This window comes from Streptomyces sp. NPDC088197 (genome assembly GCF_044741185.1).
Taxonomy (GTDB): domain Bacteria; phylum Actinomycetota; class Actinomycetes; order Streptomycetales; family Streptomycetaceae; genus Actinacidiphila.
Genome location: NZ_JBIUSD010000002.1, coordinates 813,435 through 840,301, shown reverse-complemented (window position 1 = coordinate 840,301; position 26,867 = coordinate 813,435). Strand labels below are relative to the sequence as shown.

22 protein-coding genes are annotated in these 26,867 nt (G+C 72.2%); 10 read left to right on the top strand and 12 right to left on the bottom strand.

The features are described 5' to 3' along the window. Positions 1-196: 196 nt before the first annotated feature. The 3 genes from ilvA to ACIOC1_RS08345 all read left to right on the top strand — a co-directional run bounded on the left by ilvA (position 197) and on the right by ACIOC1_RS08345 (position 3,576). Entirely contained in the window at positions 197-1,426 is a 1,230-nt protein-coding gene (ilvA, locus tag ACIOC1_RS08355) for a threonine ammonia-lyase (protein WP_355350136.1), read from the top strand. Positions 1,427-1,708: 282 nt separating this feature from the next. Beyond that, entirely contained in the window at positions 1,709-2,728 is a 1,020-nt protein-coding gene (locus ACIOC1_RS08350; RefSeq protein ID WP_391049111.1) for an ATP-binding cassette domain-containing protein, read from the top strand. Beyond that, positions 2,725-3,576 (top strand): ABC transporter permease, encoded by an 852-nt coding sequence (locus ACIOC1_RS08345; protein ID WP_355350130.1) that lies wholly within the window; start codon positions 2,725-2,727, stop codon positions 3,574-3,576. Before ACIOC1_RS08350 ends, ACIOC1_RS08345 begins: the two co-directional genes overlap by 4 nt. Before the next feature lie 132 nt (positions 3,577-3,708). On the opposite strand, the gene greA is transcribed toward ACIOC1_RS08345, so the two are convergent. Next, positions 3,709-4,206: a transcription elongation factor GreA gene (gene greA / locus ACIOC1_RS08340; protein WP_188280881.1), complete on the bottom strand. Its 498-nt coding sequence runs from the start codon at positions 4,204-4,206 to the stop codon at positions 3,709-3,711. 230 nt (positions 4,207-4,436) lie between these two features. After that, positions 4,437-4,868: a DUF4307 domain-containing protein gene (locus tag ACIOC1_RS08335; protein ID WP_355350127.1), complete on the bottom strand. Its 432-nt coding sequence runs from the start codon at positions 4,866-4,868 to the stop codon at positions 4,437-4,439. A gap of 145 nt (positions 4,869-5,013) precedes the next feature. Between ACIOC1_RS08335 and mca the strand changes: the two genes are divergently transcribed. After that, complete coding sequence (gene mca / locus ACIOC1_RS08330; protein ID WP_355350124.1) at positions 5,014-5,886, top strand: mycothiol conjugate amidase Mca; 873 nt, start codon at positions 5,014-5,016, stop codon at positions 5,884-5,886. Positions 5,887-5,900: 14 nt separating this feature from the next. Beyond that, positions 5,901-6,188, top strand: coding sequence for a hypothetical protein (locus tag ACIOC1_RS08325; protein WP_355350121.1), 288 nt, complete (start codon positions 5,901-5,903; stop codon positions 6,186-6,188). A gap of 189 nt (positions 6,189-6,377) precedes the next feature. Here the strand turns inward: ACIOC1_RS08325 and ACIOC1_RS08320 are convergent, their stop codons facing one another. From ACIOC1_RS08320 to ACIOC1_RS08305, 4 genes are all read right to left on the bottom strand, one after another. Beyond that, positions 6,378-9,623, bottom strand: a complete 3,246-nt coding sequence (locus ACIOC1_RS08320; protein WP_401852705.1) for a tetratricopeptide repeat protein — start codon at positions 9,621-9,623, stop codon at positions 6,378-6,380. Between the two features lie 379 nt (positions 9,624-10,002). Continuing rightward, positions 10,003-11,160 carry a hypothetical protein gene (locus ACIOC1_RS08315; protein WP_401852703.1) on the bottom strand — a complete coding sequence of 386 codons (1,158 nt, stop codon included), beginning with the start codon at positions 11,158-11,160 and terminating at the stop codon, positions 10,003-10,005. 247 nt (positions 11,161-11,407) lie between these two features. Beyond that, positions 11,408-12,142, bottom strand: a complete 735-nt coding sequence (locus ACIOC1_RS08310) for a S1 family peptidase (RefSeq protein ID WP_401852702.1) — start codon at positions 12,140-12,142, stop codon at positions 11,408-11,410. Positions 12,143-12,304: 162 nt separating this feature from the next. Then, positions 12,305-13,291 (bottom strand): LysR family transcriptional regulator, encoded by a 987-nt coding sequence (locus tag ACIOC1_RS08305; protein WP_401852699.1) that lies wholly within the window; start codon positions 13,289-13,291, stop codon positions 12,305-12,307. Positions 13,292-13,418: 127 nt separating this feature from the next. On the opposite strand from ACIOC1_RS08305, the gene ACIOC1_RS08300 reads away from it, so the two are divergent. Together ACIOC1_RS08300 and ACIOC1_RS08295 are read left to right on the top strand one after the other, a co-directional pair. Then, on the top strand, positions 13,419-14,663 hold the full coding sequence (locus tag ACIOC1_RS08300) for an MFS transporter (RefSeq protein ID WP_355350106.1): 1,245 nt from the start codon (positions 13,419-13,421) through the stop codon (positions 14,661-14,663). 124 nt (positions 14,664-14,787) lie between these two features. Continuing rightward, positions 14,788-15,333: a VOC family protein gene (locus ACIOC1_RS08295; protein ID WP_391049126.1), complete on the top strand. Its 546-nt coding sequence runs from the start codon at positions 14,788-14,790 to the stop codon at positions 15,331-15,333. Between the two features lie 18 nt (positions 15,334-15,351). Here the strand turns inward: ACIOC1_RS08295 and arsB are convergent, their stop codons facing one another. After that, positions 15,352-16,518 carry an ACR3 family arsenite efflux transporter gene (arsB, locus tag ACIOC1_RS08290; protein WP_401852801.1) on the bottom strand — a complete coding sequence of 389 codons (1,167 nt, stop codon included), beginning with the start codon at positions 16,516-16,518 and terminating at the stop codon, positions 15,352-15,354. Next, positions 16,515-16,823 carry a metalloregulator ArsR/SmtB family transcription factor gene (locus ACIOC1_RS08285; RefSeq protein WP_355350097.1) on the bottom strand — a complete coding sequence of 103 codons (309 nt, stop codon included), beginning with the start codon at positions 16,821-16,823 and terminating at the stop codon, positions 16,515-16,517. Before ACIOC1_RS08285 ends, arsB begins: the two co-directional genes overlap by 4 nt. 213 nt (positions 16,824-17,036) lie before the next feature. Here ACIOC1_RS08285 and ACIOC1_RS08280 point away from each other — a divergent pair, with 213 nt between their 5' ends. Continuing rightward, positions 17,037-17,450, top strand: coding sequence for an arsenate reductase ArsC (locus ACIOC1_RS08280; RefSeq protein WP_401852695.1), 414 nt, complete (start codon positions 17,037-17,039; stop codon positions 17,448-17,450). A gap of 139 nt (positions 17,451-17,589) precedes the next feature. After that, the gene (locus ACIOC1_RS08275) at positions 17,590-19,641 is read left to right on the top strand and encodes a DUF255 domain-containing protein (RefSeq protein WP_391049134.1); all 2,052 of its coding nucleotides are present in this window, start codon (positions 17,590-17,592) and stop codon (positions 19,639-19,641) included. Between the two features lie 466 nt (positions 19,642-20,107). Here the strand turns inward: ACIOC1_RS08275 and ACIOC1_RS08270 are convergent, their stop codons facing one another. From ACIOC1_RS08270 to ACIOC1_RS08260, 3 genes are all read right to left on the bottom strand, one after another. Further along, positions 20,108-20,728: a TetR/AcrR family transcriptional regulator gene (locus ACIOC1_RS08270; RefSeq protein WP_401852692.1), complete on the bottom strand. Its 621-nt coding sequence runs from the start codon at positions 20,726-20,728 to the stop codon at positions 20,108-20,110. Between the two features lie 4 nt (positions 20,729-20,732). Then, the gene (locus ACIOC1_RS08265) at positions 20,733-22,445 is read right to left on the bottom strand and encodes an MFS transporter (RefSeq protein ID WP_401852689.1); all 1,713 of its coding nucleotides are present in this window, start codon (positions 22,443-22,445) and stop codon (positions 20,733-20,735) included. A 245-nt stretch (positions 22,446-22,690) separates the two neighbouring features. Then, complete coding sequence (locus ACIOC1_RS08260; RefSeq protein ID WP_355347833.1) at positions 22,691-23,389, bottom strand: hemolysin III family protein; 699 nt, start codon at positions 23,387-23,389, stop codon at positions 22,691-22,693. A 256-nt stretch (positions 23,390-23,645) separates the two neighbouring features. Between ACIOC1_RS08260 and ACIOC1_RS08255 the strand changes: the two genes are divergently transcribed. Continuing rightward, positions 23,646-25,466, top strand: a complete 1,821-nt coding sequence (locus ACIOC1_RS08255) for a phosphoenolpyruvate carboxykinase (GTP) (RefSeq protein ID WP_355347836.1) — start codon at positions 23,646-23,648, stop codon at positions 25,464-25,466. 99 nt (positions 25,467-25,565) lie between these two features. Here ACIOC1_RS08255 and ACIOC1_RS08250 read toward each other — a convergent pair whose 3' ends face one another. Then, positions 25,566-26,780 carry an aminotransferase class I/II-fold pyridoxal phosphate-dependent enzyme gene (locus tag ACIOC1_RS08250; RefSeq protein ID WP_391127123.1) on the bottom strand — a complete coding sequence of 405 codons (1,215 nt, stop codon included), beginning with the start codon at positions 26,778-26,780 and terminating at the stop codon, positions 25,566-25,568. Positions 26,781-26,867 lie beyond the last annotated feature (87 nt).

Genomic DNA, 26,867 nt, shown 5'->3' with positions numbered 1-26,867 from the left:
TCGCGTTCTGTCGGTCCTGTGAAGGGGAACGGGAAGGCGGAAGTTGTGGAGAAGAGTACGCGGCGCGGAAGGCCCCGTGACCCTTCACCGGCAATACGCCGCCCGCCGCGGCCCCGGCCCTGACACGTATTCCGGCCGCCGGTGACACCCTTGGCCCCCGGCGGTGGCGGTCCGCCGGAGCTGGGAGACTGGGCCCATGGACAGTTCGGTGCCCGCAGCGTCCCCTTCGATCACCCTCGATGACGTGCGAGGAGCGCACAAAATGCTCTCCGGGGTGGCCCGTATCACCGCGATGGAAGGCAGCCGCCATCTGTCGTCGCTGGTCGGAGCACCTGTGCACCTCAAATGCGAGAATCTTCAACGCACAGGTTCGTTCAAAATTCGCGGCGCGTACGTCCGCATCGCGGGCCTCGGCCCGGAGGAGCGCGCGGCCGGGGTGGTGGCGGCCAGCGCCGGGAACCACGCCCAGGGCGTGGCCCTCGCGGCCTCCCTGCTCGGTGTCCGCTCGACCGTCTTCATGCCCGTCGGCGCCCCGCTGCCCAAGGTGGCCGCGACCCGTGACTACGGCGCCGAGGTACGGCTGCACGGCGCGGTCGTCGACGAGACGCTGCGGGCGGCCATCGAGTACGCCGAGCAGACCGGGGCGGTCTTCATCCACCCCTTCGACCACCCGGACATCATCGCCGGGCAGGGCACGGTGGGCCTGGAGATCCTTGAGCAGTGCCCCGAGGTCGGCACCATCGTGGTCGGCATCGGCGGCGGCGGTCTCGCCGCCGGTCTCGCGGTCGCCGTCAAGGCGCTGCGGCCCGATGTGAAGATCGTCGGCGTGCAGGCCGCGGGCGCCGCCGCGTATCCGCCCTCGCTCGCCGTCGGCCGCCCGGTGGCGCTCGGCACGGTCGCCACGATGGCCGACGGAATCATGGTCGGCCGTCCGGGCGACATACCGTTCGCCCTGGTCAGGGACCTGGTGGACGAGGTCGTGACGGTGACGGAGGACCAGCTCTCCTCCGCGCTGCTGCTCTGCCTGGAACGCGCGAAGCTGGTCGTGGAACCGGCCGGGGCCAGTCCGGTCGCGGCGCTGCTGGCCGCGCCCGAGGCGCTGCGGGGGCCCGTCGTCGCGGTGCTCTCCGGCGGCAATGTCGACCCGCTGCTGATGCAGCGCATCCTGCGGCACGGCATGTCGGCCGCCGGCCGTTACCTGTCCCTGCGGCTGCGTCTCACCGACCGGCCCGGCGCGCTCGCCACGCTCCTGGGGGTGTTGTCAGTGGTCGACGCTAACGTCCTCGATGTCAGCCATGTGCGCACCGACCCGCGGCTCGGCCTCACCGAGGCCGAGGTCGAGGTGCACCTGGAAACCAAGGGACCTGAGCACTGTGTCGCCGTGGGCGAGGCACTGGAGAACGCGGGTTACACCGTCATCCGGTGACCGCCCCGGCGGGCGGAGCTCGCCGTCGTACGACCCGCCGCCGCGGGGGAGTCGCCCGCCGAGCCCCGCGGCGGCGCGCCGTGTACCAGGTTCCGTGGCGGACGCGAAATTGGCTTGACGCGATATATCGCGTCTGTCATTCTCGCGTTCCATCGCGGTTCGCCGCGCGGTCCGCCGCGCGCTGAGCGATGAGTTTCGGCCGTTCGGGCGGTCGAAGTCATGAAGCCGCACACCGCACCAGTCGTGAGAGCTGCACACCGCACCAACGGACGGAGTGACAAAATGCCGGGCGCCATCTATGCAGAGGGTCTTGTGAAGACCTTCGGCGATGTCAAGGCACTGGGGGGAGTGGACCTCGACGTGCCGGAGGGCACGGTCCTCGGGCTGCTCGGGCCGAACGGCGCGGGAAAGACCACCGCCGTCCGGGTCCTGACCACACTCCTGCAACCCGACAGCGGCAGAGCCGTCGTCGCGGGCATCGACGTACTGAAGCACCCCAACGAGGTCCGCAGGCACATCGGCCTGTCGGGTCAGTTCGCCGCGGTCGACGAGTATCTGACCGGCCGGGAGAACATCCAAATGGTCGGCCAGCTCTACCAGATGAGCGCCAAGGCGGCCCGCGCGCGGGCCGACGAACTGCTGGAGCGCTTCAATCTGGCGGACGCCGCGAACCGGCCCTCCAAGACCTACTCCGGCGGTATGCGCCGCCGCCTCGACCTCGCCGCCGCGCTCGTCGTGAGCCCGCCGGTGATGTTCATGGACGAGCCGACCACCGGACTCGACCCGCGCAACCGCCAGCAGCTCTGGGAGGTCATCCAGGAACTGGTCGCGGGCGGCACCACCTTGCTGCTCACCACCCAGTATCTGGAAGAGGCCGACCACCTCGCGCACGACATCTGCGTGATCGACCACGGCAAGGTCATCGCGCGCGGCACCTCCGACCAGCTCAAGGCGCAGACCGGCGGCGAACGCGTCGAGGTCGTCGTGCACGAGCGGGACCGCATCTCCGACGCCGCCCGCGCGCTCGCCGGATTCGGCAAGGGCGACGCGAAGATCGAGGAACACCAGCGGAAGATCACCGTCCCGGTGACCGGCGGCGCCAAGCTGCTCGCCGAGGTGATCCGCGACCTGGACGCGCAGGGCATCGAGATCGACGACATCGGCCTGCGCCGACCCACCCTGGACGACGTGTTCATCTCCCTGACCGGCCACGCGGCCGAGCAGGACAACGCCGCCGACGAGGAGACCGAGGACCCGGGCGCCCGCAAGGCCGACGCGTCCCGCAAGGAGGCAGTCAAGTGAGCGCCACGACCGACATCGTGACCACCGCCGCGCCCAAGGGCGCGGGCGGCGTCGTCCAGTCCGTCAGGGACTCGCTGGTCGTCGCCAAGCGCAATCTGATCCGGATGCTGCGCATCCCCGAGATGATCATCTTCGGGCTGATCCAGCCGATCATGTTCGTGGTGCTGTTCAGCTACGTCTTCGGCGGCTCGGTCGCCGTCGGCGGCTCCCTCAGCGCCTCGGACTACCGCAACTTCCTGATGGCGGGCATCTTCGCCCAGACGGTCACCTTCGCCACCGCGGGCGCGGGCGCGGGCATCGCCGACGACATGAACAAGGGCCTCATCGACCGCTTCCGGTCGCTGCCCATGGCGCGCGGCGCGGTGCTCACCGGCCGCACCCTCGCCGACCTCGTCCAGACGACGCTCACCGTCGTCGTCCTCGCGGTGGTCGGCGTGCTCGTCGGCTGGCGCATCCACAACGGCGTGCCGAAGATGATCGGCGCGTTTCTGCTGCTGCTCCTGCTGGGCTACGCCTTCTCCTGGATCGGCGCGCTGATCGGCCTGTCGGTCCGCACCCCGGAGGCGGCCACCTCGGGCGGCCTGATCTGGCTCTTCCCGGTGACGTTCGTGTCGAACGCCTTCGTGGACTCGTCCAACATGCCGGGCTGGCTCCAGGCGGTCGCCGACTGGAACCCGTTCAGCGCCACCGTGCAGGCGTGCCGCGTGCTCTTCGGCAACCCGGGCGTCTCGCAGTCCGGCGCCTGGCCGATGCAGCACCCGGTGTGGGCGTCGCTGATCTGGTCCGTGCTCATCATCGTGGTCTTCCGTACGCTCGCGGTCCGCAAGTACCGCTCGGCGACCGCTTAACAGCCGGTCACCGCGGAGAGCCGGACGACCGCCTCACGCTCGACGATCGCGTCACGCCCGACGCCTTCGCGGAGAGCCGCGTCACACATGTGCCGCCCGTGCCACGGGGACGGGCGGCACACCGCTGTCCGCTCAGCCCTGGTACGGCTTCACGTCGAGGACCTTCACCGACGCGCTCTTGCCGTTGGGCAGTTCGTACGTGGCGTCCTCGCCCGGCTTCTTGCCCGCCACACCGCGGCCGAGCGGCGACTGCGGCGAGTACGTGTCCAGGTCGCTGGAGACGCCCTCGCGGGAGCCGAGCAGGAAGGTCATGGTGTCGTCGGGGTCGCCGTCGAAGGCGATGGTCACCACCATGCCGGGCGCCACCACACCGTCGTCCGCCGGGGCCTCGCCGACCTTCGCGGACTCCAGGATCTGGTTGAGCTGGCGGATGCGCAGCTCCAGCTTGCCCTGGTCCTCACGCGCCGCGTGATAGCCGGCGTTCTCCTTGAGATCGCCTTCCTGGCGGGCTTCCTCGATCTTGGCGACGATCTCGGCGCGCGCCGGACCAGACAGATGCTCCAGCTCGGCCTTGAGCTGGTCATACGCCGCCTGGGTCAGCCAGGTGACGTTCTCGCTGGTCTGGGTCACAGGTGCTCCTCGTCGGTACTGGTCATGCCGTGTGCCTGTCCCGCGGACTCCCCGCGGGGCGGTGTGTGCCGTCGCACCCGTGGGGCCGACGGCTCGTCCCCACGGCCGGTGCCGGGGTGCGCCCCGATGAACAAGTCCATTGCCACCGGTCGCCGGGACGAAACCACGAGCCTAACAATTACTCGTCGGTCAAGGGGACGAGAAACGAACGCGGGTGCCGGGGTCCGGGGTCAGCCGCGCGGGGCGGTCTGGCAGCTGACCAGCTCACCGGTCTCACCGCGCGAGGTCGTCCGCACCGTGACGACGGTGTCGACCTGCCGGGCGTGCTGCGCGAGGCGGACGTCCTTGCGGCCCACCTCGTTGTGGTCGACGTCCACCGAGCGCAGGGTGCAGACGGCGACGGTCCCCGGGTCCTTGTGGACCTCCAGGTGGATCTCCACGGCCTGGTCCGACACGGCCTTGAAGGCGATGACCTGACCGCTGACCTTGGTGCCGGTGAGGGCGTGCCAGCCGTACCACCCGACGCCGACGACCATCAGCGCGCCCAGCACGACGGCGGCGATCCGCAGCTTGCGGTCCGCCCGCGCGTCGGCGCCCGGACCGTACCTGCCGTCGGGCAGGGCGGGGCGGGCGCCCGGCTCACCGGGCCGCACGGCGGTCATAGGCTTTTCCTCCCGAGCGCGGGAACGGCGGAATTAATCGTCCCCTCACTCGGTCACTATAGGAGGCGCCCTCTCGGCCGACGGAGGGGGCTTAGAAGACGGGGGCTCGGCGCCGCTCGGACCCCGAAGACCTGAGGACCCAGCCTTGACTGAGCAGCTTCGACTGATGGCCGTTCACGCCCACCCCGACGACGAGTCGAGCAAGGGCGCGGCCACCATGGCCAAGTACGTGTCCGAGGGGGTGGACGTACTGGTGGCGACCTGCACCGGAGGCGAGCGTGGCTCGGTGCTCAACCCCAAACTCCAGGGCGACCCCTACATCGAGGAGAACATCCACGAGGTACGCGCCAAGGAGATGGACGAGGCGCGCCAGATCCTGGGCGTCCGCCAGTCCTGGCTCGGCTACGTCGACTCGGGACTGCCCGAGGGCGACCCGCTGCCGCCGCTGCCCGAGGGCTGCTTCGCCCTCCAGGACGTGGACGTGGCAGCGGGCACCCTGGTGAAGCTGATCCGCGAGTTCCGGCCGCACGTCATCACCACGTACGACGAGAACGGCGGCTATCCGCACCCAGACCACATCATGACGCACAAGATCTCGGCGGTGGCCTTCGACGCCGCGGGCGACCCCGAGCGCTACCCCGAGGCCGGGGAGCCGTGGACGCCGCTGAAGCTCTACTACAACCAGGGCTTCAACAAGGAGCGCACCCTCGCGCTGCACGAGGCGCTGCTCGCGCGCGGCATGGAGTCCCCGTACGGCGAGTGGCTCAAGCGCTGGGAGGAGTTCGACCGCCCGGAGCGGCAGCTCACCACCCACGTGCCCTGCTCGGACTTCTTCGAGATCCGTGACAAGGCGCTGCTCGCGCACGCCACGCAGATCGACCCGGACGGCGGCTGGTTCCGTATCCCGATGGACCTCCAGCGGGAGGTCTGGCCGACCGAGGACTACGAGCTGGCGCAGTCCCGCGTGGACACCTCGATCCCTGAGGACGACCTCTTTGCGGGGATCGAGAGGGCCTAGGCGACAATGGGCGGGTGAACGCCTCCCACGGATTCAATACGCTGGTCCCGCTCGCCTCGAACGCCGCCGGTGAGCTGAACCAGGACAAGGTGACGCCGGGGCTCCTCGGTTTCGTGATCTTCGCCGCCATCGCCATCGGGCTGTGGCTGCTGATGAAGAACATGGGCAAGCAGATGAAGAAGATCGATTTCACCGAGGAGCCCGCGGCTCGCCCGCCGCATGAGGCCCCCGCGGCCTCTCCCTCCGCTTCTCCCGCCGCCTCCGCCTCCGCCTCCTCCGCCCCGGAGCCGCCACGCCCCTGACGGGGGGCGGCCCTTGCGCAGGGCGTGCTTTTCAGGGGCGCGGGGAACCGCGCGGCCAGCCGCCACCGGCCGGTGGTCCGGAGACCACCGACCTGCCCCGCCGGGGCGGGTGGTGACCTGCGGGAGCGTCGTGGCCGGCCGCGCGGTTCCCCGCGCCCCCGACGGGGCACGTCGTGTGCAAGGGCGGGGTCAGACGGGGACGGCCATGACCATGCGGGCGGAGCGGCCGGGGGTCATGCCGAGGCGCCAGGTGTCCCAGGGTCCGCCGGGGGCGACGGTGCCGCGCTCCAGGAGGAGGGCGTACGCCTCGACGTACTCCTCGAGGTCCGGGTCCCGCCCCGGATAGGCGTCGGCGAGGAGCCCGGCGAGGGCTGAGCGGGCCAGGGCCAGGCCGTCCTCGGAGAGCAGCGGCTGGACGGTGGCGCGCAGGAAGACGGCCCAGTCGTGGCCGCGCCGGTCGCCGAGCCCACGGAAGAGTTCGACGGCCTCGTCGAGGAGGGCGAGGGCCTCGGGCAGCCGCCCGTTCCCGGCGTCGATGACGGACAGCTCGACGCACGACCACGCCTCGCCGTGCTCGACGCCGATCCGGCGGAAGTCCTGGCGGGCGTCCTGGAGGAGCTGCCGGGCGAAGCCGCTGTTGCGCAGATTGCCGGTACGGGCCGCCCGCTGGTCGCGGGTGACCCGCGCGGAGTGGTGCCGGGCGCAGGCCAGCCCGTAGACGTCCCGCATGCGGGAGAACATCGTGCGGGCGCGTTCCAGGGTGCGCAGCGCCGAGTCGGTGTCGCCGGACTCCTCCAGCGCGTGCCCGAGGTAGTACAGCGTCCACGCCTCGCCGCGCGCGTCCTCGCAGGCGCGGTGCCGCTGCACCGCCTCGTCCAGGTCCTGGGCGGCCTGCCGGGCCTCGCCGCGCAGCAGCAGGGCCCGGGCGAGCTGCGTCGCGGTCCACGCGCCGCCGCGCGGGTCGCGGGCCAGCGCGTACGACTGCCCGGCGGCGCGCAGTTCGGCCTCGCCGAGGTCGAGCCGCCCGAGCCGCAGGTACACCTGGCCGAGCTGGAGGTGCGCCCACGCCTCGCCCTGCACGCTCTCGTTCTCGCGGTGCAGCGCCAGCGACTCGCGCAGCAGCTCCAGCGCCGTGCCGACCTGGCCCATGTCGCGCAGCACGGCGGCCAGCGCGTGCAGCGTCCAGGCCCGGTCCTCGTCCAGCTCGGGGGCGGACTGGATCTCCAGCGCCTCGCGCAGCCTGCGCTCGGCCTCCTTGAGGTTGCCCTGGTGGTGCAGGGTGATGCCGAGGCTGTCCAGCGCGCGGGCCGCGCCCGACGGGTGCCGCGCCTCGAAGTACAGGTCGACCACCGACGTCAGCGTCGACCGCGCCTTGTCCAGCTCGCCGAGCTGCCGGGCCGCGATGCCGGTACGCCACTGCACCGACCGCACCAGCACCGAGCGGTCCTCGTCGGGGCCCGACTTCTGCTGCCCGGCGGCCTGTTGGGCCTGCGCCATCTCGCTGATCTCGCCGAGCCGGTAGAGGTCGCCGCGCAGCAGGCAGTAGTCGCACAGCGCGCCGAGCAGCGCCTGTACGGCGGCCCGGTCGACGCCCTCGGTGTCGCGCAGCGCGGCGGTGATGAAGCTGGACTCCTCGTCCAGCCAGCGCAGCGCCAGCTCCAGTGAGGCGAAGCCGTGCTGGCCGAACCGCCCGGCGCGGGTGGAGGTCTTGCCCTCGACCAGCCGGATGACGGTGTTCGCGAGGTCCGCGTACGAGCGGATCAGCCGCTCGTGGGCGGCGCCGCGCTCCACCGGGTCCTCCTCGTCCAGCAGCCGTTCGCCCGCGAAGGCGCGGACGAGGTCGTGCGGGCGGTAGCGGCTGCCGCGGACGTTCTCGATCAGCCCCGCGGCGGCGAGTTCGTCGAGCCTGCGGGCGGCCTCGCGTTCGTCGGTGGCCATCAGGGCCGCCGCGGCGGCGGCGCCGAAGCTGGCGCGCCCGGCCAGCGCGAGGCGGCGCAGCAGACGGCGGTTGGGCTCCGGCTGGTCGTGGTAGCGCAGTGCGAGGACGCGGTCGACCGGGTCGCGCGGGCCGAACACCTCCAGGTCTGCGGCGAGTTCGGTGGCGCCGTGGTGGTCGGGGAGCGCGGCTCCGGCGATCCGCAGGGCTATCGGCAGACCCGCGCACAGGTCGCGCAGCCGCTCGGCCTCCTCCCGCAGCGGGGCGGCGCCGCCGCCCGCCGCGGCCAGTTCGCCCAGCAGCTCCAAGGTGTCGTCCGCGTCGAGCGCGCCGACGTCCAGGCTGTGCACGAAGGCGCCGGGCAGCGCCAGTTCCTCCGGGTCGAACGGCGCGCGGCTGGTGACCAGCACCAGGCTCTCGGACCGCTCGGGGACCAGCGTCCTGATCTGCGCCGCGTCGGTGGCGTCGTCCAGCACGATCACCACGGGCACGTCCCTGAGGTGCTGCTGGTACTGCTCGCTGAGCCGTCGCAGGTGCTGTTCCTGATTCTGCCGCTCGCGGAAGAGGAGCTGGTCGCGGGGCGCGCCGAGCCGGTTGAGCAGGTGCAGCAGCGCCTCCCTGGTGGGCAGCGGCGTCCTGCCGTCGCTCGCGCCGCGCAGGTCCACCACGCACGCGCCGCGGAACTGGTCCTTCAACTGCCGTGCGGTACGCACCGCCAGCGTCGTACGGCCGCTGCCCGCCGGGCCGTGCAGGACGACCACCGTGGGCCGTACCGCCGTGGACACCCGGGCCTGGTGCACCCACTGGGCGATCCGCGCGACATGGGCGCGGCGCCCGGCGAACGGGCCTTCCGCGTCCGGGAGATGGCCGAACGACTGCTCCAGTACGGCGCGTGTGCGGGCCGCCGCGCTGCGATCGTTGCCCGAACGGCGCGGCGGGGAGGGCTGGTTGGGCACCTTGGCGGACTTCTTGCGGGGCGGCGCGGGGACGACCGCGCGCTGCGCCTCGATGAACGGCCGTACGCCGCGGCGGTCGAGCGCGGCCAGCCACAGCAGCCGCAGTTGTTCCGGACCGCCCGGTAAGCCCTGGCCGGCGCCCGCGCGCCGCGCCTTTCCCTGCTTGCCCGCTCCGGTCAGCGTCACCGCTCCCGCCGCGCCGACCGCGAGGCCGGTCACCAGCGCGGGTCCCGCCGCGAGGCCGTAGCCGAGGTCGACTCCGAAGGCCACCGCGGCCGTTACGCCCGCGACCAGGCCCTGCACCGCGGCGGTGGCGCGCCCCGAGCGCTCCTGCGGTCCGGCCGCCTGACCGGCCTCCAGCGCCCTGACGTACGCCCCGTACTCCTCGTCCGCCGCGGCCGCGATCTCCTCCAGCCGCTCCAACCCCCGCGCCAGCAGCGCCTTCCCGTCCACGCCCTGCCCCTGCTGGGCCACCGCCCGCTCCAGCAGGCGCACCACCTCGGCCCGGTGCGGGGCGCGCAGCGCGGCCCGTGACTCCGGCACATGTCCTCCCGCGTACGGCTTCGACAACTTCGACGTGCGGACAACCCATGAGTGGGTTTGGTGCCCACCCAGCGCCCGCGTCAAGCCCCCGCGGCCCTGTGGATCCCACAGCGCCGTCCCCGCGCGCCCCTCCCGGGCGCGGAGCCGCCGTCGCCGCCGCGCGCACGCGCGCGGTTCAGGCCCGCGCGGGGGAGGCGGGTTCCGGTGGTGCGGCGCCGGTGAACAGGCCGATCAGGCCGTAGGGCGCCTTGTCGCCGAGGCAGAGGTCGAGCATCTCGTGCGCCTCGGCGTCGGCGGCCGGCTCTCCCGCGCGCCGTGGCAGTCCGCGATGCCGCGCGTCTTCGACGGCGTCGGCGCTACGGCTTGTGAACCGCCCGGCTCACGGGGAGTGGTTCCAGACCAGCAGCAGATAGCCGCCGAAGTACCCGGACACCAGCGTCAGCGTCGTCACGACGGTGACGGCCGTACCGGTCCTGGCCTTGGCCAGTGCCACGGCGGGCGGGATGAGCAGCGGGAAGGCCGCGACGAGGAAGCGCGCCTTGGAGTGGTAGTAGCCGGAGCCGCCGATCGAGGTGGCCAGCAGCAGGAAGCTGAAGAGCAGCAGCGGCCAGGGCTGCCGGTCGAGCACGCCGAGGACGAAGAGCGCCACGGCCAGCAGCAGGACGACGGTCACCGCGTACAGGTCGAGCGCCGACGGCGTGCTGAGGATGTGCCGGGCGCTGTCGACGGTGAACCGGCCGCCGTCCCACGACGATCCCCAGCCGTCCTTCTGGATGTGGAACCAGCCGTCCAGCCGGTGCACCCGCAGGCCCACCCACACCAGATAGCCGATCCAGCCGGCGGGCGCGATCAGCAGCGCCGCCCACGCGCGCCAGGCGCGCGGCGCGCGGACGATCGCGAACAGCGCGGCCAGGCAGACCACCGGCACCAGCGCGGAGGCGGTCGGCCGGGTCAGCCCGGCGAGCAGGCACAGGAAGGCACTGGTCAGCCAGTGTTCGCAGAGCAGCGCGTACAGCGTCCAGGCGGCCAGCGCCGTGAACAGGCTCTCGGTGTACGCCATCGACTCGACGACGGCGTGCGGGATGACGCCCCACAGCACGGCGAGCACCACCCCGGCGCGCTGGCCGTACAGCTTCGCGCCGACCGCGTAGATGCCCCAGGCGGCGGCCAGCGCGAAGAGCCAGCCGAGGACGACGCCGGTGGTCGCGGGCCCGGTGGGGGACAGCGCGGCGGTGCCGCGCACCAGTTGGGGGTAGAGCGGGAAGAACGCGAGGTTGCTCTGCGCCGGGGTGCCGTGGTCGTAGCCGTGCTCGATGATGCCCAGGAACCACAGCGAGTCCCATTTGCGGCCCAGCAGCCCCAGCAGGCTCTTGTGTTCCGACCGTGCCCACATCCAGAGCATCGCGGTCGCTGCGAGCCGCACCAGCAGATAGCCGAGGACCGCGGGCGCCGCCGCGCGGGCCGCGCGCCGCAGCGCGTCCCTCCGGCCGGTGGCCTCCGCCGCGGGCGCCGGCCGGGTGTGGTCGAGCAGCGCCACGACGCTCCCTCTTTGGCGTGAAAAACGGTGCATACGGGTGAGGTGCAGAATTGCGGCAGTCTATCCGGTCGGTGTACGGCGGTTGTCCCGCACCTGTCCGGCAGCTGTCCGGCCCCTCGCCGAAGCCGCCCCGCCGCGCGCCTCGCCGACTTCCAGGCCATGTCGCCGCCTGTTCCGTACCCAGCAGGCCCGGTGGCGGTGGCGGGTACCGCCGGGTGACGGGGCGGACCTGGGCGGGCGGTGGGGGCTACCGGCGGGTGACCGAGCGGATCCAGGCGAGCTGCTGACCGACGTCCCCGGCCTCGGCGACCTTCTCCCGGTCGGAGCCGTCGAAGACGCCGAGGAGGGTTTCCGCGCCGTGCGGGGCGACGCTCATCACCGGTCCGCCGGAGTCCCCGCCCGCGGGAATCCCGGACACCTTCACCATGCAGAAGTCCGAGCCGCCCGGCGCGGTGGCGCCGTCGCACCGCGGGTCGTCCGGCCGGACGACCCGCAGCCGCGACTGCTTGAGCACCGGCGACTGGCAGGAGTTCTCGTCCCCGGCGCACGTCGCGCCCCACCCGTACACCCGCACGGTCCGGCCGGGACGGACGGGCGCGGTGGACAGGCGCGCCGTGCGGACGTTCATGGCCGGCACCTCGACCAGCATCATGTCGGCGACGGCGCTTCCCACGCGCCCGCCGGGCACCGGCCGGAGCGTCGTGCCCTTGCGGACGTCGAGGCTGCCCACCCGGAACGTGATCCGCTTGTCCGCGACCGGCCGCGCCTGCTCGAAGAAGCAGTGCGACGCGGTCAGAATCCACCGGCGCGTCACGGCCGCCCCGGTGCACACCGGCTTCCCGTCGACGAACATCCGCACCGCCCACGGCCCGTACGTGCTCTTCGACCCGCCGATCACCGCGGAGGCCGGTGCCGACGCCGTCACGATCCCCGTCACGGCCACCAGTACGGCCGTCAGCAGCACCCGAATCCGCCCCGCCATCCGCGACCACCCCTCACGCTCACCCGGCACCGCTCCCGCTGGCGCCCGTCGGCGCTCCTGGTGCCATTGGCACCACTTCCGCCACTTCCGGAACATCCGCCCATGAGCGTACGCGCCGACCCCCGGCTTTCCGGACCGGACGCGCACCGGGCGTCACGTCCGTCAGCCGCCACCCGGCGAATCCGGCCCGGAGTTCGTCGGCGGTGACACCGGAGGCGGGGGGATCACCCAGTCGGGGCGCCACGTCCCGGCGGCGTCGTGGGCGGTCGCCGCGGCGGCGAGGTGGGCGCGCAGAACGGCCAGCGCCGGGTGGGGGTTGTCGCGGTGCCACAGGAGGGCGTGCGGGTAGACGGGGGTGGGGTCGGTCACCGGGATACGGCGCAGGCCGTGGCCCGCGGGCCAGATGAGACGGGTGGGCTCGCCCATGAAGGTGGCCAGCGCCGGGGTCTCGGCGAGGGTGTCGAGGAGCGCGTCGGAACCGAAGTTGGGGCCGGTCGCCTCGATGGTGAGGCCGAACTCGTCGACGAGGTCGTCGTAGTAGGCGCCCCACTCGGAGCCGGGGACGATGCCGGGCATCCAGATCCGGTGCCCCACGAGCCGCTCGACGGTCACCGACCGGGCGCCCGCCAGCGCGTGGGCCGGGCCGGTGAGGAGCTGGAGCGGCTCGTCGAGCACCCGTACGGACGCGACGTCCTCGGGGAGCGGCAGGCCGGGCGCGGCGACGGCGCGGAAGGTCGCGTCGATCGCACCGGACCTGACGGCGCCGACGGCCGTGCCGAATTCCAGCAGCATCACCACGTCGAGGTCGATCTCGGGGTGCGCGCGGTGGAAGCCGCGCATCAGGCCCGCCTGCGCGCCGCGCGAGGCCATCACGTCGACGCGCAGCGGACGGCGGCCGGGGCGTACGGACGCGACCGCGCGTTCGGCGACGCGCAGCAGTTCGCGCGCGTGGGGCAGGAACGCCTGGCCGTCGATGGTGAGTTCGGCGCCGCGCGGGGCGCGGGCGAACAGCCGCATGCCCAGGGCGCGTTCCAGCGCGGCGACCCGCTTGGAGACCGCCTGCTGGGTGATCGACAGGTCGGCGGCGGCCTTCTGGAACTGGCCCGCGTCCGCGACGGCGACGAAGGTGCGTACGGCTTCGAGGTCCACGTCGATTCACCTTAGTGAACAACGAATGGTTGTGGATCGCGGGCGGTGCGGTTGTTTGACCTGCGGTTGTGCCGCTCGCTTAGCTCTCACCGGTCCACGTCGGCCCGTCGAAGGGGGAGCGCCGCGCATGAGGGGCAGGAGAGCGCTGGGGCGGCCGTTCGGCTGGCTGTGGGCGGCGTACGCGGTGAGCGCCTACGGGTCGGGGCTGGGCTTCGGCGCGCTGCCGCTGATCGCGGTGCTGGCCCTGCACGCGGGCCCCGCCGAGGTGTCCGCGCTGTCCGCCGTGGGGCCCGCGGTGGGAGCGCTGATCGCGCTGCCGCTCGCGCCGTGGGTGGAGTTCCGGCGCAAGCGCCCGGTCATGGTCGCGATGGACCTGACCCGGTTCGCGGTCATGGCGACGGTCCCGGCCGCGTACGCCCTCGGCTGGCTCAGCTTCGTCCACCTGCTCGTGGTCTCCGCCGTGTCCGCCGCGGCCAAGATCGCCTTCAACGCCTCCAGCGGCGCCTACCTCAAGGCGCTCGTCCGGCCGGACGACCTGCTCGTGGCCAACGCCCGCTTCGAGTCCACGAACTGGAGCTCCATCGCGGTCGGGCCGCCGCTCGGCGGAGCGGCCATCGGCCTGTTCGGGCCGGTCGTCACCGTCGTGGCCGACGCGCTCAGCTACCTGTGCTCCGCGCTGTGCGTCACCGCGATCCGCGGCCGGGAGGACGCGCCGCGGCCCACCGGCACACCGACGACCCGGGCGGGCGCGCTGCTCGACGGCTGGCGGCACCTCCTGGGCCACCCCGGCCTGCGGGCGCTCTACCTCAACCAGCTGCTCGTCGGCGGTCTGATCATGGCCACGGAACCGCTGCTCGCCGTGCTCCTGCTGCGCCAACTCGGCTTCCCGCCCTGGCAGTACGGCCTCGCCTTCGCCGCGCCCTGCGTCGGCGGGCTCATCGGCTCGCGGCTGGCCCGCCGGGTGGTCGCCCGCCACGGGCAGCAGTGGGTCTTCCGGACCGTCGGCACCCTGCGCGCCGTCTGGCTGATCGGGCTGGCCTTCGTCCGGCCCGGCGTCGTCGGCCTGCTCACCGTGATCGCCGTCGAGCTGGCGATCATCGTCAACATGAGCCTGTACACACCGGTGCTCGCCACCTACCGGCTCGAACACACCCCCCGGCACCTCGTCGCCCGGACCCTGTCGGCCTGGTCGATCGGCCAGCAGACGGCCATCGCCGTCCTCACCGCGCTCGCCGGGCTGCTCGCCGACGTCACCGGCCCGCGCACCGCCCTCACGGTCGTGGGCCTGCTCATCCTGACCACCCCGCTCCTGCTGCCCCGCCGCGACCTCACCCCGAGCCCCGAGCCGGCCGTGGCCCCCGGCCGGCCGTGACCGACCGGGCCCGGGCGGGGGTATCGGCGGATCGCGGCACCGCCGCTGCGCCGTTGCGGACCGGAACTGACCGCAATCGCGCCTAGCGTCGCTGTCGACAACCGATGTCAGCGAAAGGACCGCGATGCCCGAGAAGACCAATGCCGCGCCCGAGGGCTACACCACGGTGGCGCCCTGGGTGGTCACCGACGACACGGGGGCGTTCCTCGACTTCGTGGCCGCGGCGTTCGGGGGTGAGGAACTCGGGCGGGTGGCGACGGAGGACGGCCTGATCGGACACGGCGAGATCCGTATCGGCGACACCGTGGTGCTGGCCTTCGACCGGCACGCGGACTGGCCCGTCGTGCCGAGCCTGCTGCGGGTGTTCGTCGCCGACGCCGACGAGGCGTTCGCGCGGGCCGTCGCGGCCGGCGGCCGTATCGTCACGGAGCTGGCCGACGACGCCTTCGGACAGCGCGGCGGCCGGATCAAGGACCCCTTCGGCAACATCTGGTGGGTGGTCAGCCGCGTGGAGGACGTCTCCGCGGACGACATGTGGAAGCGGCTGGAGGACCCCGTGTACGCCGAGGCCATGCGCGTGGCCCAGGAGACCCTCGACGCCGAGCTGAGCGGCCGGGCCGGCCGCAGCAGCGCCCCCGTCAGGACCTGGCCCCGCGGCCAGGACGCGTAAGGCGTAGGTCAATCAGCGTCAATCAGCCGTCGTCAGCGCGTCGGCGGTGAACCTCCGGCGCCAGGCGAGCGCGACGTGGACGAGGCCGATCAGGACGGGGACCTCGATCAGCGGGCCGACGACCCCGGCCAGCGCCTGGCCGGAGGTGACCCCGAAGGTGGCGACGGCGACCGCGATGGCCAGCTCGAAGTTGTTGCCCGCCGCGGTGAACGCGAGGGTCGCGGTGCGGTCGTAGGCCAGACCGACACCCTTGCCGAGGAGGAAGGCGCCGAAGAACATGACCGCGAAGTAGACCAGCAGCGGAGCCGCGATCCGTACGACGTCCAGCGGGCGCGAGGTGATCGTCCCGCCCTGGAGGGCGAAGAGGACGACGATCGTGAACAGCAGCCCGTACAGCGCCCACGGGCCGATCCTCGGCAGGAACGCGCTCTCGTACCGCTCGCGCCCCACGCGCCGCTCGCCGACGCGGCGCGTGAGGAACCCCGCGAGCAGGGGCACGCCGAGGAAGACGACGACGTTCAGCGCGATGTGCCAGGCGGAGACGTCCAGGCCCTGGCCGTCGCCGAGGTTGAGCAGACGCGGCAGCAGGTCGAGGTAGAACCAGCCCAGCAGCGCGAACGCGAGCACCTGGAACACCGAGTTGAGCGCGACCAGGACGGCGGCGGCCTCGCGGTCGCCGCACGCGAGGTCGTTCCAGATGACGACCATGGCGATGCAGCGGGCGAGTCCCACGATGATCAGACCGGTGCGGTACTCGGGCAGGTCCGGCAGGAAGAGCCAGGCCAGCGCGAACATGATGGCGGGGCCGACGACCCAGTTGAGGAGCAGGGAGGACGCCATCAGCTTCCGGTCGCCGGTGACGCGGTCGAGCCGGTCGTAGCGGACCTTGGCCAGCACCGGGTACATCATCACGAGCAGGCCGAGCGCGATCGGCAGCGAGATCCCGCCGATCTCGGTCTTCGCGAGCGCGTCGTTCAGCCCCGGGACGGCGCGGCCCAGCCCCAGACCGGCCCCCATCGCGGCCAGGATCCAGACCGCGAGGTAGCGGTCCAGGGCGGAGAGCTTCCCGACGACCGAGTCGCGCGGGGCCGGACCGCCGCCCGGTGGGCGGGCGGCGGCGGGCTGCGCGGAGGGCGCGGGCCGGGGTTCCGCCGAGGGCGCGGGTCGGGGTTCCGCGGAGGTCACGGGCACGCCCGCTTGTTCTCGGCGGCGGTACGCGCGGACTCCGCGAGCGCGGCGAACCGCTCGGACAGTCCGGCCAGCACCTCGGGGCGCAGCTTGTAGTAGACGAACCGGCCGCAGGGCTCGGTGTCCACCACGCCCGCCTCGCGCAGGACCTTCATGTGGTTGGAGAGATTGGTCTGCCTGGCTCCGGTCTCCTCGACCAGGTGCGTGGTGCACAGGGTCTCGCGGGCGAGCAGGGTCACGATCCGGAGCCTGAGCGGGTCGGCCAGCACCCGCATCAGATCAGTGTCGACTGATGTCAGCATGGACTGATACTGTCACACATCAGTCGCCGCTGATACCAGCGCGGGCTGAATCGTTCGTTCGCCTCGCCACGTCGCCGCAGCGAACCCGTCCCGTCAAGCCGTCGCACCAAGCCCGCCTCATCACGCCGGTCCCGTCACGCCCGTCCCGTCACGCCGGTCCCACCACGCCCGTCCCATCACGCCGTTCAACCGAGGAAGGAACAGGGAAGCCCCATGTCCGACAAGCCTTCCGTCCTGTTCGTCTGCGTCCACAACGCCGGCCGCTCGCAGATGGCCGCCGCGTGGCTCACCCACCTGGCCGGGGACCGCGTCGAGGTCCGCTCCGCCGGGTCCGACCCGGGCGCCGCCGTCAACCCGGCCGCCGTCCGGGCCATGGCCGAGGTCGGCATCGACATCTCCGCCGAGGCCCCGAAGATCCTCACCGTGGACGCGGTACGCGAGTCCGACGTGTGCGTCACGATGGGCTGCGGCGACACCTGCCCGGTCTTCCCCGGCAAGCGCTACCTCGACTGGAAGCTCGACGACCCGGCCGGCCAGGGCGTCGAAGCCGTGCGCCCGATCCGCGACGAGATCAAGTCCCTGGTCGAGACCCTCCTCCACGAGATCGCCCCGCCCCCGGCCCCTTGATCGCCCCGCCCCCCGCCGGACCCCGTCCCCACCGGTCCCGCTCCCGCTCCCGCCCGGTGCGTCGAGATGCCCGAACGACAGCCTCCCGCCGCCGCGCGCGATCGTCTCGCGGGCCTTGCTTTGTGAGAGGCTAGGCCGCGTGAACCGGTTGGCTGACGCGACCTCGCCCTATCTTCTCCAGCACGCCGCGAATCCCGTGGACTGGTGGCCGTGGGGGGCGGAGGCGTTCGCGGAGGCGCGCAAGCGCGGTGTGCCGGTGCTGCTGAGCGTGGGGTACAGCGCGTGCCACTGGTGCCATGTGATGGCGCACGAGTCCTTCGAGGACGAGGTGACGGCCGCGTATCTCAATGAGCACTTCGTGTCGGTGAAGGTGGACCGCGAGGAGCGGCCGGACGTCGACGCCGTGTACATGGAGGCCGTGCAGGCGGCCACCGGTCAGGGCGGCTGGCCGATGACGGTGTTTCTGACGCCGGAGGGCGAGCCGTTCTACTTCGGTACGTACTTCCCGCCGGCCGCGCGGCAGGGGATGCCCGGGTTCCGGGACGTGCTGGAGGGCGTCGTCGCGGCGTGGCGGGACCGGCGCGAGGAGGTCGCGGATGTCGCGACGCGGATCGTCCGGGACCTGGCCGAGCGGGCCGACGCGTACGGCGCGGCCGTCCATCCGGGTGAAGGCGAACTGTCGGCGGCGCTGCTCGGGCTGACCCGTGAATACGACGCGCGGCGCGGCGGGTTCGGCGGGGCGCCGAAGTTCCCGCCGTCCATGGCGCTGGAGTTCCTGCTGCGGCACCACGCGCGGACCGGCGCCGAGGGTGCGTTGCAGATGGCCCGCGACACCTGCGAGGCGATGGCGCGCGGCGGGATCTACGACCAACTCGGCGGCGGCTTCGCCCGGTACGCGGTCGACCGCACCTGGACCGTCCCGCACTTCGAGAAAATGCTTTACGACAACGCGCTGCTCACCCGCGTGTACGCGCACCTGTGGCGGGCCACCGGCTCCGACTTCGCGCGCCGCGTCGCGCTGGAGACCGCGGACTTCATGATCGCCGAACTGGCCACGGACGAGGGCGGGTTCGCGTCCGCGCTGGACGCCGACAGCGACGACGGCACCGGCAAGCACGCCGAGGGCGCCTACTACGCGTGGACGCCCGCGCAGCTCACCGAGGTACTGGGCGCGGCCGACGGGGAGTTCGCGGCGGGCTACTTCGGCGTCACCGAGGAGGGCACCTTCGAGGAGGGCGCCTCCGTACTCCAACTCCCGCAGGGCAACGGCGTGGTGGACGCCGACCGGGTCGCCTCCGTACGCGAACGGCTGCTCACCGCCCGCGCGTCGCGCCCCCGTCCGGGGCGCGACGACAAGGTGGTCGCCGCCTGGAACGGCCTGGCCATCGCCGCGCTCGCCGAGACCGGCGCCTACTTCGACAGGCCCGACCTCGTACAGGCCGCGGTCGACGCCGCCGACCTGCTCGTACGCGTCCACATGGACGAGCGCGGACGGCTCTCGCGCACCTCGCGCGACGGTGTCGCCGGGGCCAACGACGGTGTGCTGGAGGACTACGGCGACGTCGCCGAGGGCTTCCTGGCGCTCGCGTCGGTGACCGGCGAGGGCGTCTGGCTGGACTTCGCCGGGCTGCTGCTCGACTCCGTCATCGTCCACTTCACCGCGGACGACGGCGGGTTGTACGACACCGCCGACGACGCCGAGACCCTGATCCGCCGCCCGCAGGACCCCACCGACAACGCGACGCCGTCCGGCTGGACGGCCGCCGCGGGTGCGCTGCTCACGTACGCCGCCCACACCGGCTCCGATGCCCACCGCACCGCCGCGGAAAGGGCGTTGGGTGTCGTCGGCGCGCTCGCCTCCCGCGCGCCGCGGTTCGTCGGCTGGGGTCTGGCCGTCGCCGAGGCCGCGCTCGACGGGCCGCGCGAGGTCGCCGTCGTCGGCGCGGTCGGCGATCCCCTGACCGACGAACTCCACCTCACCGCGCTGCTCGGCGCCGCGCCCGGCGCCGTGGTCGCGGTCGGCGAGGAGGGCAGTACGGAATTCCCGCTGCTGCACGCCCGGCCGACGCGCGCCGGGCAGGCCGCCGCGTACGTCTGCCGCAACTTCGTCTGTGACGCGCCGACGTCCGACGCCCGCACCCTGCGCTCGCAGCTCCGCTCCGACGTGTGGACCGGACCCCGCCCGAGCTAGCCGGCCCCCCTGCGGGGGTGCGCGCTCAGCCACGACGCTCCCGCGGGTCACCGCCCGTCCCGGCGGGTCGGATCGGTTGTTCCCGGACCACCGGCCGGTGGTGGGTTGCTCGCGCAGTTCCTCCCCCAGCCTTCGGCCGGGAGGTGCCCCCAGCGCCCCTGACGGGGCGCACCGTCTTTCGCCCGGGCGGCGAGCGGTCACCGGCCGTCCCGGCGGGGCGGTTCGGTTGTTCCGGGACCACCGGCCGGTGGTGGGTTGCTCGCGCAGTTCCTCGCGCCCCTGACGGGGCGCACTGTCTTTCGTCCGGGCGGCGAGCCGATCTTTTTAGGGGCGCGGGGAACTGCGCGCTCAGCCACGACGCTCCCGCGGGTCACCGGCCGTCCCGGCGCTTCGGGGGTGGCCGGGTCACCGGCCGGTGGGGGCTGGGGGCTTGGTCATGGGGGTTGGCGCCGGGGAGGCGTGCGGGTCAGAACTCCAGGCCACCGCGCAGCAGGCCGAGGGCGCGGTCGAGGAGGGGGAGGAGTTCTTCGGTGCGGCCCTGTTCGACCCAGTACATCGTCGTCTCGTGGATGACGCTGAAGACGGCGGCGGTGAAGACGCGTACTTCGAGGTCGTCGGCCGAGCGGCCGGACCGCTCGGCGATGATGCCGCCGAGCAGCCGACCGGTCTCCGACATGGTTTCGTGGGAGCGGGAGCGGATGGCGGGGACGTCGCGGACCAGTTCCTCGCGCTGAACCATCTCGGCCTGGCCCTCGGGGTCCTGGAGCAGCAGGCTGAGCGATTCGTGCATGACCATTTCCAGCGCCGTCAGCGGTGACTCGTCGGCGGGCCGGGACCGCAGCATCTCGGCCATGCCCGCGTCGTACTCGTCCGTGAGGACGATGTCCTCCTTGGTGGGGAAGTACCGGAAGACGGTGCTCGGCGAGACGTCCGCCTCGGCCGCGATCTGGTCGACGGGGGTGGCGTCGTACCCCTGCTCGGCGAAGAGCCGGTAGGCGGCGGCGCGGATGGCCTGGCGGGTCTGGGCCTTCTTGCGTTCGCGCAGACCGGTCTTCGCCGGGATGATGCCGCTGGAGCGAGGGGACATGGCCTCATTGTCCGGCATCCGTGGTGCGTTCTGCCACGGGCAGCGATGCCCCGGCGCGGGTGTCGGAGCCGGTCACGGAGCCGGTCACGATTCCGGGCGCGGTGTCGCTCCCGGACCCGGACCCGTGTCCGGACCCGTCTCCAGACCCCTTCGCGCCCCGGTCGGCCGCGCCCCCCTCCGTCGCTTTCCCGGTGCGCGGATTCGGCAGGAAGGCCGCCACCAGCGCGGCGGCCACCAGGGACGCGACACCGCAGACGGTGAGGACGACGCTCATGCCGTGCAGGTACGCGGCGTCGGCCGCGGTGGCCAGCGCGCGGTCGCCCAGGGAGGCGGCGACGGCGTGGGCGCCGACGACGGAGTCCTTGGCGGTGTGCGCGGCGGCCGAGGACAGGCCGCTGGTGTCCAGCCGTCCGGTGTACCCGGCGGCGAGAACGCTGCCGAGGATGGCGACGCCGATCGCGCCGCCGGTCTGCCGCAGCGTCTGGAGCAGTCCCGAGCCGCTGCCCGCGCGCTCGCGGGGGAGCGCGCCGAGCGCGCTGTCCATGGCGGGCACGATGGCGAGGCCGAAGCCGAGCCCGGCGATCGACAGCCACAGGGCGGTGACGCCGTAACCGTCACCGACGCGCGTGGTGCTGCCGAGGAAGGCCGCGCCCGCCAGGACGGCGAGTCCGCCGACGATCACCGGCCGCGGGCCGAACCGCTTGACCAGCGGGGAGCCCGCGCGGGCGGAGAACATCAGCCCGCCCATCATCGGCAGCAGCCGCAGACCGGTGCCGAACGCGTCGTAGCCCAGGGAGGTCTGGAGGTAGGACGGCAGGACGAAGAGCAGCCCGGTGAGGATGAAGGTGACCAGGGTGGCGGCGACCGCGTTCCACACGAAACCGCGCTGCCGCAGCAGGGTCAGGTCGAGCATCGGCCTGCTCACCCCGCGCTCGCGCAGCACCAGCCCGGTGATTAGCGCGACCCCGCCGAACAGCATCAGCAGCACCAGCGGGTCGCCCCAGCCCCGGTCGGGCGCCTCGATGATGCCGAAGACCAGGGCGCCGAGGCCCCCGGCGGCGAACACCGTGCTGGGGACGTCCACCCGGGGCGCGGCGGGGTCGCGGGTCTCGGGCAGCAGCGTCATGCAGGCGACGACGCTCAGGCCGACCAGCGGGATGTTGATCAGGAAGACCGAGCCCCACCAGAAGTGTTCGAGCAGCGTGCCGCCGATGATCGGGCCGAGCGGCATGCCGAGCGCCATCGCGGTGGACACGATCGCGACCGCCCGCGAGCGCTCCTGCCCGCTGAACATCGACGGCAGCACCGACAGCGCCAGCGGCATGATGAAGGCCCCGCCGACGCCCATCACCGTACGGGCGGCGATCACCGGTCCCGGGCTGTGCGCCAGCACGCCGAGCATCGATCCGGCCAGGAACACGACGAGGCCCGTGACCAGCATCCGGCGCCGTCCGAACCGGTCGCCCAGCAGGCCCGCCGGGAGCATCGCGGCGGCGAAGACGACGGTGTACGAGTCCACGATCCACTGCATGTCGCCGGTGTCGGCGCCGATCTGGGCGGACATCGTCGGCAGCGCCACGTTGAGGATCGTCGTGTCGAAGCTGAGGACGAGGACGCTGGCGATGATCGCGAGCAGTGCCAGCCAGCGCCGCGGGTCCGCCTGCGGCGGGGCTTGCGCGTCCGCCGGGGGCGGGGCCGGGGAGGAAGAGGTTGCCATGACGACTCCTGAGGGTCTGTGTCAAATGAAAGTGACTCCTAAAAAAGAGTAGCTGTCAGATCGCCGCATGGGAACCCGTGCGGGTGGGCGCGTCCGGGGATGGGTGTCGGCGTACGCGTACGCACCGGCGTACGCGCCCTCACTCACCCGCGGACGCGCGCCGACGTGCGGGCGTACGAAAAAACCCGCCCCCGTGGGGACGGGCGCGGGTGGGTGAAGGGGCGGGCGGCTGCGGCCCGGCGGATTTACGCGTGCTGGTAGGCGACCAGCGAGATGCCGACGTAGTGGACGATGAAGGCGACCAGCGTGAAGGAGTGGAAGACCTCGTGGAAGCCGAACCAACGCGGTGACGGATTCGGCCGCTTGAAGCCGTAGACGACGGCGCCGCCGCTGTAGAGCAGGCCGCCGACGATGACGCAGACCATGACGGCCACGCCGCCGGTCCGCAGGAAGTCCGGCAGGAAGAAGACCGCGACCCAGCCGAGCGCGATGTAGCACGGGGTGTAGAGCCAGCGCGGGGCGCCGACCCAGAAGACGCGGAAGGCGATTCCGGCGAGCGCGCCCGCCCAGACGACCCACAGCAGCGCCTTCGAGGTGTCGCCGGGCAGCAGCAGGATCGCCAGCGGCGTGTAGGTGCCCGCGATGATCAGGAAGATGTTCGCATGGTCAAGTCGTCGCAAAATCGCTTCGCCCCGAGGGCCCCAGTTGCCCCGGTGGTAGAGCGCGCTCACGCCGAACAGCGCGCACGCGGTCACGGTGAAGACGCCGCAGGCGATCCGTCCCCTGGTGCTCTGGGCGAAGGCGGTGAGCACGACTCCCGAGACGAGCACGGCGGGGAACATCCCCGCGTGCAACCACCCTCTGAGCTTGGGTTTCACGGGGATCGGCAAGTCGACGCCGTCGACGATGGGGGACACCTCTGAAGTGTCGTTGCCAAGGACCATGCCGTCAATCCTACCTACGGTCGCGTAAGTTACCTGTTAGTAGATTCAAAGGTGGCGCGGGACACTCCCGGAGTGGTGATGCTCACTCGCGGCGCCCTGGACAGAATCATTTGACGGGGCCCACACTCATATGAGTGCGGTCGGTACCGGATGAGCACTCCACGAACGCGTCCGGGCCGCAGCCCCCAAGGGGCCGAGAACCAAACCCTCAATTTGTGACGCCGGTTCTGTGCGGACCCGGCGGGACGGAGCGATCGTGGCGCGCGGTATTGCGGCTCCCACCAACCATCAGGAACTGACCCGCTGGGTCGGCGAGATCGCCGAACTCACCCAGCCCGACGAGATCGTGTGGTGCGACGGCTCGGAGGCGGAGTACCACCGCCTGGCCGGAGAACTCGTCGCCAAGGGCACCTTCACCAAGCTCGACCCGACCCTGCGCCCCAACTCGTACTACGCGGCCTCCGACCCCTCGGACGTGGCGCGGGTCGAGGACCGGACCTTCATCTGCTCGGAGAACGAGGCGGACGCGGGCCCGACCAACCACTGGAAGGCCCCCGCCGAGATGCGGGAGATCTTCACCGGCGACAAGGGCGTCTTCCGCGGCTCGATGAAGGGCCGCACGATGTACGTCGTGCCCTTCTGCATGGGCCCGGTCGGCTCACCGCTGTCCGCCATCGGCGTGGAGATCACCGACTCCGCGTACGTCGCCGTCTCCATGCGCACGATGACCCGGATGGGTCAGGCCGTGCTGGACGAACTGGGCACCGACGGCTTCTTCGTCAAGGCCGTGCACACCCTGGGCGCCCCGCTCGAAGAGGGCCAGGCCGACGTGCCGTGGCCGTGCAACACCACCAAGTACATCTCGCACTTCCCCGAGAGCCGCGAGATCTGGTCCTACGGCTCCGGCTACGGCGGCAACGCCCTGCTCGGCAAGAAGTGCTACGCGCTGCGCATCGCCTCCGTCATGGCCCGCGACGAGGGCTGGCTCGCCGAGCACATGCTGATCCTCAAGCTCACCCCGCCCAAGGGGGGACCCGAGGCCGTCAAGTACGTCGCCGCCGCGTTCCCCTCGGCCTGCGGCAAGACCAACCTCGCGATGCTGGAGCCCACCGTCCCCGGCTGGACCGTCGAGACCATCGGCGACGACATCGCCTGGATGCGCTTCGGCGAGGACGGCCGCCTGTACGCCATCAACCCCGAGGCCGGTTTCTTCGGCGTGGCGCCCGGCACCGGAGAGCACACCAACTCCAACGCGATGAAGACGATGTACGGCAACTCCGTCTTCACCAATGTCGCCCTCACCGACGACGGCGACGTGTGGTGGGAGGGCATGACCGAGGAGCCGCCCGCGCACCTCACGGACTGGAAGGGCCAGGACTGGACGCCGCAGTCCGGCACGCCCGCCGCCCACCCCAACGCCCGCTTCACCGTCCCCGCCGCGCAGTGCCCGATCATCGCGCCCGAGTGGGAGGACCCGCGCGGCGTCCCGATCTCCGCGATCCTCTTCGGCGGACGCCGCGCCTCGGCCGTACCGCTGGTCACCGAGTCCTTCGACTGGCAGCACGGCGTCTTCCTCGGCGCCAACGTCGCCAGCGAGAAGACCGCCGCCGCCGAGGGCAAGGTCGGCGAACTGCGCCGCGACCCCTTCGCGATGCTGCCGTTCTGCGGCTACAACATGGGCGACTACTTCGGCCACTGGGTCTCGCTCGGCAAGACGCACGACGCCGCCAAGCTGCCGAAGATCTACTACGTCAACTGGTTCCGCAAGGACGCCGCCGGGCGCTTCGTCTGGCCGGGCTTCGGCGAGAACAGCCGGGTCCTGAAGTGGATCGTCGAACGCCTCAACGGCGAGGCCAAGGGTGTCGAGACCCCCATCGGCATCCTGCCGGCCCCCGGCGACCTCGACACCGAGGGGCTCGACATCTCCCAGGACGACCTCGACCTGCTGCTGTCCGTCGACCGCGAGGTCTGGAAAGAGGAAGCCGCCCTCATCCCCGCCCACCTCGAAACCTTCGGCACCCACACCCCGCGGGAGCTGTGGGACGAGTACGAGTCCCTGGTGGCGCGCCTGGGCTGACGTGGGGGGCGCGGATCGCCCGCGCCCCTTCGCGGTGACCTCCCGCGACCCTTCGCCGTACCTCTTCCGGGCCCGTACCCCTCCCGGACGCCGTACCTCTTACGGCACCTGGCTGTAGCCGCCCAGGAAGTCGCCGATGCGGGTGACCGCGTCCGTCAGGTCCTCCTTGGCGGGGAGGGTGACGAGGCGGAAGTGGTCGGGGTCGGGCCAGTTGAAGCCGGTGCCCTGGACGACGAGGATGCGCTCGGCCCGCAGGAGGTCGAGGACCATCTGCTGGTCGTCCTTGATCTTGTGCACCTTGGGGTCGAGGCGCGGGAAGGCGTAGAGGGCGCCCTTGGGCTTCACGCAGGTGACGCCGGGGATGGCGGTCAGGGCCGCGTACGCCGCGTCGCGCTGCTCGGTCAGCCGGCCGCCGGGCAGGACGAGGTCCTTGATGGACTGGCGCCCGCCGAGGGCGGTGGCGATGGCGTGCTGCGCGGGCACATTCGCGCACAGCCGCATGTTCGCCAGGATCGTCAGACCCTCGATGTAGCTGGTCGCGTGGTCCTTGGGGCCGCAGACCGCGAGCCAGCCGCTGCGGAAGCCCGCCACCCGGTACGCCTTCGACAGACCGTTGAAAGTCAGGGTCATCAGGTCGGGGGCGATGGCGGCGAAGGGGGTGTGCGTCGCGTCGTCGTACAGGATCTTGTCGTAGATCTCGTCGGCGCAGACGATCAGCCGGTGCCTGCGGGCGATCTCGGCGATGCCGCGCAGCATCTCGTCGTCGTACACGGCGCCGGTCGGGTTGTTCGGGTTGATGATCACGATCGCCTTGGTGCGGTCGGTGATCTTCCGCTCGATGTCGGCGAGGTCCGGCTGCCATTCCGCCTGCTCGTCGCAGCGGTAGTGCACGGCCGTGCCGCCGGACAGCGAGACCGACGCCGTCCACAGCGGGTAGTCCGGCGCGGGCACCAGCACCTCGTCACCGTCGTCGAGCAGCGCCTGCATCGACATCTGGATCAGCTCCGACACCCCGTTGCCGAGGTAGACGTCCTCGACGTCCAGGTCGATGCCCTTGGTCTGGTAGTGCTGCATCACCGCGCGGCGCGCCGGGAGGATGCCCTTGGAGTTCACATACCCGTGCGCCGTCCCCAGCGACCTGAGCATGTCCTCCAGGATCTCCGGCGGGCACTCGAACCCGAACGGCGCCGGATTCCCGGTGTTCAGCTCCAGGATGCGGTGACCCGCCGCCTGAAGCCGCATGGCCTCTTCGAGGACCGGGCCCCGGATGTCGTAGCAGACGTTGGCGAGCTTCGTGGACTGGATCACCTGCATGCCGGTCACCTTACGGCCACGTCACGCGGACCGCTCGGTGTTTTCCGCCACGTACCGGCGGACCCGGGGGCGCGGCTGCCAGACTTG